Source organism: Cellulosimicrobium arenosum (assembly GCF_014837295.1).
In the GTDB taxonomy this organism is placed as follows: domain Bacteria; phylum Actinomycetota; class Actinomycetes; order Actinomycetales; family Cellulomonadaceae; genus Cellulosimicrobium; species Cellulosimicrobium arenosum.
On sequence record NZ_JACYHB010000004.1, the window covers coordinates 85,434 to 98,035 of the forward strand.

General features: G+C 74.1%; 14 protein-coding genes. 7 read left to right on the forward strand and 7 right to left on the reverse strand.

What is annotated here, in order from left to right; translation table 11 throughout:
- Positions 1-45 precede the first annotated feature (45 nt).
- From IF651_RS06580 to IF651_RS06590, 3 genes are read left to right on the forward strand one after another with little or no spacing between them, the layout of a single operon-like run.
- The gene (locus tag IF651_RS06580) at positions 46-1,785 is read left to right on the forward strand and encodes an ABC transporter permease (protein ID WP_422110460.1); all 1,740 of its coding nucleotides are present in this window, start codon (positions 46-48) and stop codon (positions 1,783-1,785) included.
- On the forward strand, positions 1,785-2,975 hold the full coding sequence (locus IF651_RS06585; protein ID WP_191828310.1) for an ABC transporter ATP-binding protein: 1,191 nt from the start codon (positions 1,785-1,787) through the stop codon (positions 2,973-2,975). The genes IF651_RS06580 and IF651_RS06585 overlap by 1 nt, the downstream gene beginning before the upstream one ends.
- Before the next feature lie 57 nt (positions 2,976-3,032).
- Complete coding sequence (locus tag IF651_RS06590) at positions 3,033-3,350, forward strand: DUF4235 domain-containing protein (RefSeq protein ID WP_191828311.1); 318 nt, start codon at positions 3,033-3,035, stop codon at positions 3,348-3,350.
- Here the strand turns inward: IF651_RS06590 and IF651_RS06595 are convergent.
- The 3 genes from IF651_RS06595 to IF651_RS06605 are packed head-to-tail and all read right to left on the reverse strand — an operon-like array spanning position 3,289 to position 5,599.
- Positions 3,289-3,696 (reverse strand): VOC family protein, encoded by a 408-nt coding sequence (locus tag IF651_RS06595; RefSeq protein WP_191828312.1) that lies wholly within the window; start codon positions 3,694-3,696, stop codon positions 3,289-3,291. The two genes, IF651_RS06590 and IF651_RS06595, sit on opposite strands and share 62 nt — an antisense overlap.
- Positions 3,693-4,379 carry a response regulator gene (locus tag IF651_RS06600; RefSeq protein WP_191828313.1) on the reverse strand — a complete coding sequence of 229 codons (687 nt, stop codon included), beginning with the start codon at positions 4,377-4,379 and terminating at the stop codon, positions 3,693-3,695. The genes IF651_RS06595 and IF651_RS06600 overlap by 4 nt, the downstream gene beginning before the upstream one ends.
- Positions 4,376-5,599, reverse strand: a complete 1,224-nt coding sequence (locus tag IF651_RS06605; protein ID WP_241744193.1) for a sensor histidine kinase — start codon at positions 5,597-5,599, stop codon at positions 4,376-4,378. Before IF651_RS06605 ends, IF651_RS06600 begins: the two co-directional genes overlap by 4 nt.
- 203 nt (positions 5,600-5,802) lie before the next feature.
- Here IF651_RS06605 and IF651_RS06610 point away from each other — a divergent pair, with 203 nt between their 5' ends.
- The gene (locus IF651_RS06610) at positions 5,803-6,255 is read left to right on the forward strand and encodes a DUF6069 family protein (protein ID WP_194719948.1); all 453 of its coding nucleotides are present in this window, start codon (positions 5,803-5,805) and stop codon (positions 6,253-6,255) included.
- 207 nt (positions 6,256-6,462) lie between these two features.
- On the forward strand, positions 6,463-7,080 hold the full coding sequence (locus IF651_RS06615) for a dihydrofolate reductase family protein (RefSeq protein ID WP_191828314.1): 618 nt from the start codon (positions 6,463-6,465) through the stop codon (positions 7,078-7,080).
- 63 nt (positions 7,081-7,143) lie between these two features.
- On the opposite strand, the gene pgi is transcribed toward IF651_RS06615, so the two are convergent.
- Entirely contained in the window at positions 7,144-8,862 is a 1,719-nt protein-coding gene (gene pgi, locus IF651_RS06620) for a glucose-6-phosphate isomerase (protein ID WP_191828315.1), read from the reverse strand.
- Between the two features lie 144 nt (positions 8,863-9,006).
- Between pgi and IF651_RS06625 the strand changes: the two genes are divergently transcribed.
- Positions 9,007-9,585, forward strand: a complete 579-nt coding sequence (locus tag IF651_RS06625) for a dienelactone hydrolase family protein (protein WP_191828316.1) — start codon at positions 9,007-9,009, stop codon at positions 9,583-9,585.
- Positions 9,586-9,630: 45 nt separating this feature from the next.
- Here the strand turns inward: IF651_RS06625 and IF651_RS06630 are convergent, their stop codons facing one another.
- A complete protein-coding gene (locus tag IF651_RS06630; RefSeq protein ID WP_191828317.1) occupies positions 9,631-10,860 on the reverse strand; it encodes a GNAT family N-acetyltransferase in 1,230 nt (409 codons plus the stop codon).
- Positions 10,861-10,983: 123 nt separating this feature from the next.
- Positions 10,984-11,247 carry a GlsB/YeaQ/YmgE family stress response membrane protein gene (locus IF651_RS06635; RefSeq protein WP_191828318.1) on the reverse strand — a complete coding sequence of 88 codons (264 nt, stop codon included), beginning with the start codon at positions 11,245-11,247 and terminating at the stop codon, positions 10,984-10,986.
- 278 nt (positions 11,248-11,525) lie between these two features.
- Here IF651_RS06635 and IF651_RS06640 point away from each other — a divergent pair, with 278 nt between their 5' ends.
- On the forward strand, positions 11,526-11,876 hold the full coding sequence (locus IF651_RS06640) for an RNA-binding S4 domain-containing protein (protein ID WP_338403809.1): 351 nt from the start codon (positions 11,526-11,528) through the stop codon (positions 11,874-11,876).
- Between the two features lie 124 nt (positions 11,877-12,000).
- On the opposite strand, the gene IF651_RS06645 is transcribed toward IF651_RS06640, so the two are convergent.
- Positions 12,001-12,567: a 1-acyl-sn-glycerol-3-phosphate acyltransferase gene (locus IF651_RS06645; protein ID WP_191828320.1), complete on the reverse strand. Its 567-nt coding sequence runs from the start codon at positions 12,565-12,567 to the stop codon at positions 12,001-12,003.
- Positions 12,568-12,602 lie beyond the last annotated feature (35 nt).

The following is a 12,602-nucleotide window of genomic DNA, read 5'->3' on the forward strand; positions in this document are numbered from 1 at the left end:
GCCGAGCCAGGACCGTCCGGGGCCGGGGTCGGCCCGGGTGGAACCGTGGTGAGGCGTCGTGGGCCCGCGCGGGGCCGGCTCGCGCGCGGCGTGCTGTGGGGGGTCGCGGCCGGTGTGCCGCTGCTGTTCCTCGGGGTCTTCTTCGCGTGGCCCGTCGTCGCGCTCGTGGCGCGCGGGTTCGTCGCGCCCGACGGCGGCGGGCTCGACCTGTCCGGGTTCGCGGAGGTCTTCTCGCGGCCGCGCACGTGGCGGATCGTCGGGCTCACGCTCGCGCAGGCCGTGCTCGGCACCGCGTTCTCCGTGCTCCTCGGCGTGCCTGGCGCGTACGTGCTGTACCGCTGCCGGTTCCGGGGGAGGCGCGCGCTCCGGGCCCTGGTCACCGTCCCGTTCGTGCTGCCCACCGTCGTGGTCGGCGTCGCGTTCCGGTCGCTGCTCGTGCAGGGCGGGCCGCTGGGGTTCCTGCAGCTCGACGAGACGTTCGCCGCGATCGTCGTCGCGCTCGTGTTCTTCAACTACTCGGTCGTCGTGCGGACCGTCGGCGGGCTCTGGGAGCACCTCGACCCGCGCGCGGAACAGGCCGCCCGCGCGCTCGGCGCGACGCCGTGGCGCGCGTTCCGCACCGTGACGCTGCCCGCCCTCACCCCCGCGATCGCGAGCGCCGCGTCGATCGTGTTCCTCTTCTGCTCGACGGCGTTCGGCATCGTCCTCGTCCTCGGCGGGATCCGCTACGGCACGATCGAGACGGAGATCTGGATCCAGACGACGCAGTTCCTCGACCTGCGCGCGGCCGCCGTCCTGTCGGTCGTCCAGCTCGTCGTCGTCGCCGCCGCACTGACGGTCGCCAACCGGACCCGCGCGCGGCGCGAGCGCGCGCTGGACCTGTCCTCGGCGTCGTCGTCGGCGCACCCGCTGCGGCTGTGGCAGCACGGGTCGGTCGGCGGATCGGCCGGTCGCCCGGGGGGCGACCTCGTGCCGACCGCGCTGACCGCCGTCGTGATCGTGGTGCTGATCGGGCTGCCGCTCGGCACGCTGCTCGCGCGGTCGTTCCGCGTGCCCGGCGGCGGCTGGGGCCTCGAGAACTACGCGAACCTCGGGACGACGGGCGGGCGCAACGCGCTGTCCGTCACCGTGTGGGAGGCCGCGGGGAACTCGCTGCGCATCGCGGCGGTCGCGACCGTGCTCGCCGTGGTGGTCGGCGGGCTCGTCGCGCTCGTCGTGTCCCGGCGCCCGCGCTCGCGGACCGGCCGCCACGCGATCGGCTTGCTCGACTCGGTGTTCATGCTCCCGCTCGGGGTCTCGGCCGTGACCGTCGGGTTCGGGTTCCTCATCACGCTCGACCGTCCGCTGGGGCTCGACGTCGACCTGCGCACCTCGGGGATGCTGGTGCCGATCGCGCAGGCGGTCGTCGCGATCCCGCTCGTCGTGCGCACCGTCCTGCCGACGCTGCGGGCCATCGACCCGCGGCTGCGCGAGGCGGCCGCGACCCTCGGGGCGTCGCCCGGCCGGGTCTTCCGGTCCGTCGACGGCCCCATCGCCGCGCGCTCGCTCGGCCTCGCGGTCGGGTTCGCGTTCGCCGTGTCGCTCGGGGAGTTCGGCGCGACGTCGTTCCTCGCGCGTCCCGACACCGCGACCCTGCCCGTGGTGATCTTCCGCCTCATCGGCCGTCCGGGAGCGGAGAACTACGGCATGGCGCTCGCCGCGAGCGTCGTGCTCGCGCTGCTGACCGCGACCGTCATGCTGCTCGCCGAGCGGTTGCGCGGCGACCGCCCCGGAGGAGAGTTCTGATGGTGCACACCGACCTCACCACGCGCGCGCCGCTGCCCGGCGCGGGCACGAGCGACCCCTCGGGGCTCGAGGTGCGGGACGTCGTCGTGCGCTACGGCGGTGACGCTCGACGGGACCCGGGGACGACGGCGGTCGCCGGCGTCTCGTTCGACGTGGCGCCCGGGGACGTGCTCGCCCTGCTCGGCCCGAGCGGGTGCGGCAAGTCCAGCCTGCTCCGTGCGGTCGCCGGGCTCGAGCCGGTCGTCGCGGGCAGCGTGCGGTTCGCCGGCTCCGACCTCGGGGGAATCCCCGTGCACCGGCGGGGGTTCGGGCTGATGTTCCAGGAGGGCCAGCTCTTCCCGCACCGCGACGTCGCGGGGAACGTCGCCTACGGGATCTCGGGGCTGCCCCGCGGGGACCGGGACGAGCGTGTGCGCGAGCTGCTCGACGTCGTCGGGCTCGCCGGGTACGAGCGGCGCGCGACCACGACCCTCAGCGGCGGAGAGCGGCAGCGCGTCGCGCTCGCGCGGTCCCTCGCGCCCCGACCCCGGCTCCTGCTGCTCGACGAGCCGCTGTCGGCGCTCGACCGCGGGCTGCGCGAGCGGCTCGCCCTCGACCTGGGCGGGGTGCTGCGCGCGACCGGGACGACCGCCGTCTTCGTCACGCACGACCACGACGAGGCGTTCACCGTCGCCGACACGGTCGCCGTCATGGACGCCGGCGAGCTGTTGCAGGTCGCGCACCCCGAGGACCTGTGGCGCGCGCCGGCGTCGCGCCGAGTGGCGGAGTTCCTCGGCTACCAGGCGTTCGTCCCGCTGCGCGAGCTGTCGACCGCGCACCCGTCCCGGCTGCCGTCGGGTGCCGAGAGGTCGCGCGACGGGTCGCTCGCCGTCGGGCCGCGCGGGCTGCGCGTCGTCGTGCCCGGCAGCGCCGACGGTGTGCCGGGACGAGTGCCGGGAGGAGGGGCGGACGCTGCGCACGGTGGCGCGGTGCGTGCCGTGTGGCCCGGCGTCGTCGTCGGGAGCGTGTTCCGGCGCGGGACGACCGAGGTGACGCTCGACGTCGTGCTGCCCGGCTCGGCTGCTCCGGCTCGCGTCGTCGCGGTCGCGGACGCGTCAGACCCCGCCACGTCGGGGACGAGGGACTGGGCGGCGGGGGACCAGCTCGAGGTCGCGCTGGACCGTTCCGGCTGCGCCGTCGTCCCCGCCTGAGCCACCGCGGGACCCGTTCGACGCGCGCGCGCGGGCCGACCGTCCTAGCGTCGAACCATGAGCGAGCAGAGCAGCGGTGGACGCACGGAGCAGACCGGCGGCACGGCCGCGAAGATCCTGTACCGGCCGTTCGGGCTGGTGAGCTCGATCATCGGCGGCGTCGTCGCAGGCCAGGTGTTCAAGCAGGTGTACAAACGGGTCGCGCCCGGCCACCCGGACGACGCCCCGTCGCCGTTGCAGTCGGAGTACCGGATGCGCGAGATCCTGCTCGCGTCGCTCCTGCAGGGCGCGATCTTCTCGGTCGTCAAGGCTGCTATCGACCGCGGCGGGGCCCGGGTGTTCCAGAGGTGGACCGGGGAGTGGCCGGGAGACTGACCTCCGTGTGCGACCCGACGTTCACGACCCGTCCCGCCGAGTCACGGTAGAAGAACCGGGTCACACCCCATGGTTCGCTGGTCAGGGGATGGACGATCTCCACGCCTGCGGCGCGGGCCGCCCGGTGGGCCTCGTGCACGTCGTCGACGAAGACCGAGACGTCGGGGTTGACCGCCGCGCCGGCATCCGCCGTCATCAGGCTGAGCTGGTGGCCGGCGGCGTCGGCGAGGGTCACGATCCACCCGTGGTCCATGACGACCTCGAGGCCGAGCACCGCGCGGTGCTCGCGCACGGCCGCGGGGAGGTCGGGGACCGTGAGGTCAGGGACGATGCGCTCGATCCTCATCGCCCCAGCCGATCACGCGCCGACGGGTCCGGCGACCCGGCGGCCTCGTGCACGACGAGAGCGACCTGCGTGCGGTTCTCGACGCCCAGCTTGAGCAGGACGTTGGACACGTGCGCCTTCACCGTCGGGACGCTCAGGTAGAGACGTGCCGCGATCTCCGCGTTGGAGGCGCCCCGCCCGATCTCGACCGCGACGTCGCGCTCGCGGCCGGTGAGACGGTCCAGTGCGGCGAGCGCGCGCTCGCGCGTCCCACCGGCGCTCGCCGCCGCGGACATGAGGCGCCGTGCGATCTCCGGCGACAGCACGGGCTCGCCGGCCGCGGCGGCCAGCACCGCGGCCACGATCCGCTCGGGCGCCGTGTCCTTGAGCAGGTACCCGGACGCCCCGGCGTGCAGGGCACCGACGACCTCTGCGTCGGAGTCGAACGTCGTCAGCACGACGACGGCCGGGGGGTCGGTCCGTGCGCGCACCCGGCGCGTGGCCTCGATCCCGTCGACGCCGGGCATCCGCAGGTCCATGAGCACGACGTCGGTCGGGTGCGCGTCGAGCACGGCCGCGACCGCGCCGCCGTCGGCCGCCTCGCCGACGACCTCGATGCCGTGCGCACCGTCGAGCATGAGGTGCAGCCCGGAGCGCACGAGCGCGTCGTCGTCGACGATCACCAAGCGCGTGCGGTCGGTCACGCGCCCCAGGGTATCCGCACGTCGAGGACGTAGCCCCTGTCGTGGACGCCCGCCTCGACCCGGCCGCCGAGCAGCCCGACGCGCTCGCGCAACCCGACGAGCCCCGTCCCGGTCCCGGCGGCGACCCCCGGGTCACCGGCCGGCACGAGGGACGCGCCGGCGTCGGACACGACGACCCGGACCTCGCCCGGCGAGGCGAACAGGCGCAGTCGCACCGGGCTGCCCGGCGCGTGCCGGCGCGCGTTCGTCAGGCCCTCCTGCGCCGCGCGGTAGGCCGCCACCGCCGTCGCGGGCGGGGGCTCGGCCTCGCGGGCGGACACGAAGGTCACGTCCTGCCCGGCCGCGCGCGCGTCGTCGACGAGCCGTGCGACGTCGTCGAGGCCGTGCTGCGGGGCGAGCCGGTCCGGGCCGTCCGGAGAACCGGGGGCGCGCAGGACCCGCACGACGTCCCGCAGCTCGTCGAGCGCGCCGCTCACCCCCTCGCGGACCAGCGCGGCCGCGGACGCGATGCGCTCCGGCGGCGCGTCGGGGCGGTACTCGAGCGCCCCGGCGGTCGCGGCGATGAGGGAGAGGCGGTGGGCGAGGGTGTCGTGCATCTCGCGCGCGATGCGCGTGCGCTCGGCGACCCGTGCCGCGGCGACGAGCCGCTCCTGCTCGGCCTCCGCGCGGCGTGCGCGGTCCCGCAGGTTCCACAGGAGCTGGTCGCGAGCGCGCCCGTACGCGCCCCAGCCCAGCAGCGCCGCGTGCACCGCGGCGTCGCACAGGAGCCACCACCCCAGCGGCAGGGCGACGGGGTGCCACAGCGCCTGCACCGCGTGGCCGGCGAACCCGGCGACCGCGACCGGCAGCGCGGTGTGGAACGAATACCAGCGCGCGACGTGCCAGGTCGCGATCGTCGACGCCGGTGTCGCGGCTCCCGACAGCGCCGAGAGCCCGGCGAGGAGCAGTGCGACCGGGACGGGGCGCCGCGTCCACAGCAGCGGGAAGATGCCGAGCACCGCCGCCGCGGTCGCGACGTCGACCCACGCGCGGGGGAACGGCTCCGGACCGTCGAGGGCCGGGACGGCCGACAGGATCGTGAGGACCGTGACTCCCGCCCACGCCGTGGCGAGCCACGACCAGGACATGATGCGCGCCGTCGGGTCGCGACGTGCCGCGGCGGTCGCGAGGACCGGCGGACCGGCGAGCGGCGGGCAGTCGACGTCTGCGGGTGTGCTCATGACCGCGACGCTAGGCCGCCGCGGGCCTCCGGACCACCGACCAAGGTCGGGGGTGCCGGTCGGTGCGTCGGGGGTGGGCCGCGACGTCGGGAGGGTCGGTGACCGACGGCGGACGGGCGCGCCCGACCCGGCCGCGGCGAGAGCGTGGGGACCACCGGCACCGAGCCGGTCGCGGCGTCCGCCGCGAGACGAAGGAGATCGCCATGTCGATGCCGCAGAACCTCTCCGGTCGCCCCGCCCCGACCGCACCTCAGGGCGCCCCCGCAGACGGCAGGCGGAGGGTCACCGTCGGCCGGCGTCCCCTCCCGCACTGGGCCGTGCCGATCGTCGCGGCCGTCGTCGGCGTCGTCGCCTGGCTCTGCGGGACCGCCGCCGGCGTCGACGTCGTCGCCCGGACGGGGACGGGGACCCAGGACGTCGGGATCGTGTCCGTCGTCGTCGCCGCGCTGGTGGTCGGGTACGCGGGCTGGGGCGTGCGCGCCCTGCTCGGGCTCCTGCCCTCGGGCGGCGAGCGTGCCTGGCTCGTGACGTGCGCCGTCGTGCTGCTCGTGTCGCTGCTGGGCCCGCTCGGCGGCGTCGACGCAGGAGCGGTCGGCGTGCTGCTGTCCCTGCACATCGGCGTAGGCGCAGCCCTCGCCCTAGGCCTCCGCCGCTAACCCCCACCCCCACCCCCACCCCCCACCCCCACCCGCCGAGCACGTCATGGGGGTCGTTATCCGAGGGATAGCGACGCCCATGACGTGCTCGACAGCGAGCGAGGGGTCGATCTCGGCGGGTGGTGGCGATGAGTTTTCTGCGGGGAGGGCGTCAGAGTCATCGACCCCCGACCCCATGGGGGTGGCGACTTCGGAAGGAAGACCGACATGGCGACCCTCGTCTCGACCCTGTTCATCTCGCTCGACGGCGTGGCGGAGATCGATCCCGCGTGGCACTTCCCGTACTTCGACGACCACATGGCGGCCGCCGTCGCCGACGACTACTCGGGTGTCGACACGCTGCTGATCGGGCGCGTCACGTACGACAGCTTCGCGGGCGCCTGGCCCGACCGTGAAGCCGCCGGCGAGGACGACGCCGCATTCGCCGCGAGGCTCGGCGACGTGCGCAAGCTCGTGGCGACGCACGGCGACCAGGACCTCGGGTGGCGCAACGCGGAGCGGCTCGACGGCGAGCTCGTCGCCGCCGTCGCGGCGCTGAAGGAGACTCCCGGGCTCGGCCGGGTGCTCGTGCCCGGGTCGATCTCCGTGGTCCGCCAGCTCCTCGCCGTGGGGCTCCTCGACGAGCTGCGGCTGCTGGTGCACCCCGTCGCGGCACGGCACGGCGAGCGTCTGTTCGACGAGGGGGAGCCGACGTACCCGCTCACCCTCCTGCGCTCCGAGGTGTTCCCGACCGGTGTCGTGCGCCTCGTCTATGCCCCGGCCACGGCTCCCGAGCCGGTGGCGTACGAGGACGTCCGCGGCAGGGTCGGGTCCGAGACCGACTGAGCCCTGCGGCGTCGGGCACCGGAGCCCCTCCGGCGTCGGACACCGGGGCCAGGGGCGCCCGGGTCAGTCGCGCAGCTCCTGGTAGCGCGCGATGAGCGACGCCGTCGAGGGGTCCTGCGCCGCGAGCGCCGCCTCGTCGCCCGCGACCGCGGGAGCGATCTCCAGCGCGAGCTTCTTGCCGAGCTCGACGCCCCACTGGTCGAAGCTGTCGATGCCCCACACGACGCCCTGGACGAACGTGACGTGCTCGTACAGCGCGATGAGCTGGCCGAGCACCGACGGTGTGAGCGCGGGTGCCAGGATCGACGTCGTCGGGCGGTTGCCCGGGAACGTCCGGGCGGACACGAGGTGCTCCGCGGTGCCCTCGTCGCGCACCTCGTCGGCGGTCTTGCCGAACGCCAGCGCCTTGGTCTGGGCGAAGTAGTTCGCGAGGAACAGCCCGTGCACGTCGGCACCCGGCTGGACCGCGCCGCCGTCGCCCACCTCGTCGACGAGCTCGTGCGCCGGGTTCGCGACGGCGATGAAGTCCGCGGGGACGAGGCGCGTGCCCTGGTGGATGAGCTGGTAGAACGCGTGCTGTCCGTTCGTGCCCGGCTCGCCCCAGAAGATCTCGCCCGTGTCGGTCGTGACCGGGGTGCCGTCCCAGCGCACGCGCTTGCCGTTCGACTCCATCGTGAGCTGCTGCAGGTATGCCGGGAAGCGGTGCAGGTACTGCGCGTACGGGAGCACGGCGTGGGTCTGGGCGTCGAGGAAGTTGACGTACCAGACGTTGAGCAGACCCATGAGCACGGGCACGTTCCGGGCGAACGGCGTGGAGCGCACGTGCTGGTCGATCGCGTGGAACCCCGCGAGGAGCTCGGCGAACCGGTCCGGCCCGAACGCGATCGCGAGCGACGTGCCGATCGCCGAGTCGACCGAGTACCGGCCGCCCACCCAGTCCCAGAAGCCGAACGCGTTCGCGGGGTCGATCCCGAACGCCGCGACCTTGTCCAGCGCGGTGGACACGGCGACGAAGTGCTTCGCGACGGCGTCCTGGCGAGCCTCGTCGCTGTCCTCGATGGCGCCCGCCGCCGCCAGCCCCGTCCACAGCCAGTCGCGCGCGAGGCGCGCGTTCGTCAGGGTCTCGAGCGTGCCGAACGTCTTGGACGCGACGACGACCAGGGTCGTGCGCGGGTCGAGCCCGGCGAGGGACTCCGCGACGTCCGTCGGGTCGATGTTCGAGACGAACCGGACGTCGATCTCCTCGTGCTTGTACGGCAGCAGCGCCTCGTACGCCATGACCGGACCGAGGTCCGACCCGCCGATGCCGATGTTCACGACCGTGCGCACGCGCTCGCCCGTCACGCCCGTCCACTCGCCCGAGCGGACCTTGTCCGCGAACGCGTAGACCTTCGCGAGCTCGGTGTGCACGTCGGCGTCCACGTCCTGGCCGTCGACCACCAGGTGCTCGTCGGCGCCGAGCGGCGCCGGGCGGCGCAGCGCGGTGTGCAGGACGGCACGGTCCTCCGTGACGTTGATGTGCTCCCCGCGGAACATCGCCTCGAGACGGCCACCGAGGTCGACCTCGTCCGCGAGGCGCAGCAGCAGCTCGAGGGTCTCGTCGGTGACGAGGTTCTTCGAGAGGTCGACCGTGAGGTCCGCCGCCTCGTGCGTGTGGCGGTCCGCACGCCCCGGGTCGACCGCGAACCACGCGCGCAGGTCGGGGACGAGGTCGTCGCGGTGTGCGGTCAGCGCGTCCCAGGACGGAGTCGTCGTGGCGTCGACGGGAGGAGGTGTGCTCATGCGGCCCAACTTACTGACCGACGCCCCTGATCGCCTACCGCGCCCAGGGTGCGATCGGCCGGTCGCCTGGGCGGGCGGACGTCGGTGGCGGGGGCCACGATGGGACCGACGGCGCGACCCGCGTGCCGCGGAGGGAGGCGACCGATGGCCGAGGTGCTGCTGTTCCACCACGCGCTGGGGCTCACCTACGGGGTCCAGGACCTGGCGCAGAGGCTGCGCGACGCCGGCCACGTCGTGCACGTGCCCGACCTCTTCGAGGGGCACACGTTCGGCACCCTGGACGACGGCGTCGCCTACGCGCAGGAGCTCGGGTTCGACACGCTGCTCGAACGCGCCCGGGGCACCGCCGACGCGCTCGGCCCGGCGCTCGTCTACGCCGGGGTCTCGCTCGGCGTGGTGGCCGCCCAGGCGCTCGCGCAGAACCGCGCGGGCGCCAAGGGTGCCGTCCTGCTCGAGGCCTGCGTCCCCGTGTCCGAGTTCGGTGCGGCCTGGCCCGACGCCGTGCCCGTGCAGGTCCACGGCATGGACGCGGACCCGTTCTTCGCGGGAGAGGGCGACGTCGACGCGGCGCGGGAGCTGGTCGACGCGACGCCCGACGCCGAGCTGTTCCTCTACCCGGGCGACCAGCACCTCTTCACCGACTCGTCGCGCCCGACGTACGACGCGCAGGCCGCGACCCTCGTCGTCGAGAGGACGATCAGGTTCCTCGACGGGATCCGCTGACCGGGTCCGCCGCCGAGCGACGGTGTCGTCGTCGGATCGCCCGGGTCAGACCGCGTCGGCCTGGCCGTGTCCCGTCGCCCGTGCAGCAGACGCGCTCTCCGGCCCCCCGACCCGCTTCTGCCAGGCAGCCCACCCGCCGGCCGGCCGGAACCCCAGCGCGACGTTGATCGCGAGCATGTGCTGGTTCTCCTCGGCGTTGCCGGTGTGGATGCGGCGCGTCGACGGACGCTCGGTCACCAGGGCCTCGAGGTTCGCCGTCTTGACGAGCATGCCGAGCCGACGACCGCGGTGCTCGCTCAGGACGAGCGTGTCCTCCTGGTTCGCGAACTGCTGCTGGTCCTTCGGGTACTCGAAGAGCGTGAAGGCGGCGAGGACTCCCGTGGGGACGTGCTCCGCCGCCGTCATGAGGAACCCGTGGCCGCTGCCGAGGAGCCGGTCGACCATCGTGCGCACGCGTTCGTCGTCCCACGGGTCCTCGTCGTACTCGACACCACCCGCGGGTGCGTCGGTGCTCATGCGCGTGAACAGCACGCCGACCTGGTCGGCCCACTCGGCCGGGATCTCGTCGACCCACGTGTGCAGGCGGTAGTCGGGACCTGCCGCAGCTCTCGACTCGGCGCCGAACCGCGCCAGCAGCCCGTCCTCCAAGGGCATCTCGAGCACGGAGTGCCGTTCCACCTGCTCGAGCGTGTAGCCGCGCTCGAGCGCGAACCGGGTCGACGGCGCGTCCGCCGACACGCGACCGGCGCCGGTGGTCGCGGCGACTGCACCCGGTCCGGCCGGCGGCTCCTCACCCTGCTGGGCGTACGAGAGGAACGTGGTGCGGCCGGCGTCGAGAACGATCTGCTCACCCAGCGAGAGGAGTACCGATCCGACGCCCTGGCCGCGCGCGGACGGGCGCACGAACGGGTGCACCTCGCCCAGGTGCTCGTTGCTCGTCACGGGACGGCTCAGGAAGACGTGCCCGACGACGTCGGTGACCTCCGGCAGCGGACCACCGGCCCGCAGGGCGTCGGCACGGACGACGACGAACCGCCGCTTCGCCTGGTACTCCTGGTGACGCATGCCCGACAGCACGTCGCGCGCGTCGAGGGCCATGTCGTCGTGCCCGTACGTCTCGCGCTGGATCTCGTGGTCGATGTCCGCGATCGCCCGGAACGCCCACGCCTCCGGTGCGTCGAGGTCGCCGTCGGGACGCGCGTCGGTCACGACCTCGACGAGGGCGAGGCCGGTCGGTAGCTCCAGGGCGGGCCTGCGCGTCGTGCTGCTGCTCATCTCCCCAGGGTGCGCGCGCCGTCGGGCGGTGTCCACGCAATTGCGGACGCACGAGAGCCCGGGTCCGTGCGGACCCGGGCTCTCGGCTCGCGCCGCGCGCACGCGGCGGCGAGGGGCGTCGACTCAGCGCTTGCGGCGGGCGACCGCGCCCCAGATCAGCAGGACGAGGAGCGACCCGACGAACGCCCAGAACCAGGTGGTGAGAGAGAAGAACTCGTCGTTCGCGTCGGCGCCGAACAACGCTCCGCCGACCCACCCGCCGAGGAGTGCTCCGAGGATCCCGACGACGAGCGTCACGATCCAGCCCCCTGCTGCCTTGCCGGGCAGGACCGCCCGGGCGATGGCGCCCATGATGAGGCCGATGAGGATCCAGCCGATGATGCCCACAGCAACGTCTCCTTGCGTCAGAGGACAAATATGGCCACACCGGGCACATGCCCCGAATGGCCGGGCACGACTCTTGCACCACCGAGCACGGTTCGCACCTCGAACCGCATCTTCGCAGCGCTCTACGTCCCCGCCCCGCACGTGCACCCCGCATGCGCACCCGCACACTTCTCGGCGGCGGGACGTCGTCGTAGGCTCGGGGGATGGCGACCTCTGGCGGTGCGGGCGGTGCCGGCCCTGCTGCCGGTGACAGGGGCGGACGGCCGTCGAGTGCTCGCGTGGACAGCTGGCTGTGGGCCGTGCGTGCGTTCAAGAGCCGGTCGCAGGCGACGTCAGCGGTCAAGGCGGGTCACGTGCGCGTCAACGGCGATCGGGCGAAGCCGGCGACGAACGTCAAGGTCGGTGACCGCGTCGTGGTGCGCGGCGGGATCGTCGAGAAGGTCCTCGTCGTGGAGAAGATCCTGGTCAAGCGGGTCTCGGCCGCGCTCGCGGCGGAGGCGCTCACGGATCAGAGCCCGCCCCCGCCCCCGCGCGAGCTCACCGTCCCGATCGGGATGCGCGACCGGGGCGCGGGCCGCCCGACCAAGCGCGAGCGCCGCGAGCTCGACCGCCTCCGCGGCCGCACCTGACCCTCCCGGACGGCGCGCGACCTTCTCCTGGTCGAGTGATGCACTCCGGTCCGAGTGATGCATGTCCGCGTGCGTCGCTCGGCCGAGAGTGCAGCGCTCGGCGATGCCCGCGGTGCGACGGTGGCTACTCCTCGCGGAGGCGCGGTTCCGTGCGAGCGGCCGGGTGCAGGCCGGCCTTGTCCGCGTAGAACGCCCGGACGGCCGTCATGTCGGCAGCGACGTCTCCCGTCAGGTCGATCGTCGGTCCCAGGCCCGCGGTCATCGTCGTCCGGTCGACGTAGCCGAGGGTCACGGGCAGGCCGGCCTCGCGGGCGATGCGGTAGAAGCCGGACTTCCAGTACTGCCCCGCGCCGCGTGTCCCTTCAGGCGTCACGACGAGCGAGAACACCTCGCCCGAGCGCACACGCCCGACCACGTCGGTGACGATGCTGCTGGGGTCGCGACGGTCCACGGGGATGCCGCCGAGCGCGCGCATGAGCGGACCGGCGGGGCCCGCGAACAACGTGTGCTTGCCGAGCCAGCGCACGTGGATGCCGGTGCTCCAGGCGATCGCGAGCATGAGGACGAAGTCCCAGTTGGAGGTGTGCGGAGCGCCGACCAGCAGCGTGGGCCTGCCCGTGTCGTACGGCTCGCTGCGCAACGTCCAGCGGCTCACCCTCCAGTAGCTGCGGGCGAGGGCGCGGCGGATCATGGCGGTCACGCTACGCGACGAGGCAGGAGGCGAGA

Bases quoted from the DNA above. Each gene is read 5' to 3' on its own strand.
- IF651_RS06610 (WP_194719948.1), top strand. From the start codon at position 5,803: ATGTCGATGCCGCAGAACCTCTCCGGTCGCCCCGCCCCGACCGCACCT.
- IF651_RS06595 (WP_191828312.1), bottom strand. From the start codon at position 3,696: ATGAGGATCGAGCGCATCGTCCCTGACCTCACGGTCCCCGACCTCCCC.
- IF651_RS06590 (WP_191828311.1), top strand. From the start codon at position 3,033: ATGAGCGAGCAGAGCAGCGGTGGACGCACGGAGCAGACCGGCGGCACG.
- IF651_RS06625 (WP_191828316.1), top strand. From the start codon at position 9,007: ATGGCCGAGGTGCTGCTGTTCCACCACGCGCTGGGGCTCACCTACGGG.
- IF651_RS06645 (WP_191828320.1), bottom strand. From the start codon at position 12,567: ATGATCCGCCGCGCCCTCGCCCGCAGCTACTGGAGGGTGAGCCGCTGG.
- IF651_RS06615 (WP_191828314.1), top strand. From the start codon at position 6,463: ATGGCGACCCTCGTCTCGACCCTGTTCATCTCGCTCGACGGCGTGGCG.
- IF651_RS06585 (WP_191828310.1), top strand. From the start codon at position 1,785: ATGGTGCACACCGACCTCACCACGCGCGCGCCGCTGCCCGGCGCGGGC.
- pgi (WP_191828315.1), bottom strand. From the start codon at position 8,862: ATGAGCACACCTCCTCCCGTCGACGCCACGACGACTCCGTCCTGGGAC.
- IF651_RS06630 (WP_191828317.1), bottom strand. From the start codon at position 10,860: ATGAGCAGCAGCACGACGCGCAGGCCCGCCCTGGAGCTACCGACCGGC.
- IF651_RS06605 (WP_241744193.1), bottom strand. From the start codon at position 5,599: ATGAGCACACCCGCAGACGTCGACTGCCCGCCGCTCGCCGGTCCGCCG.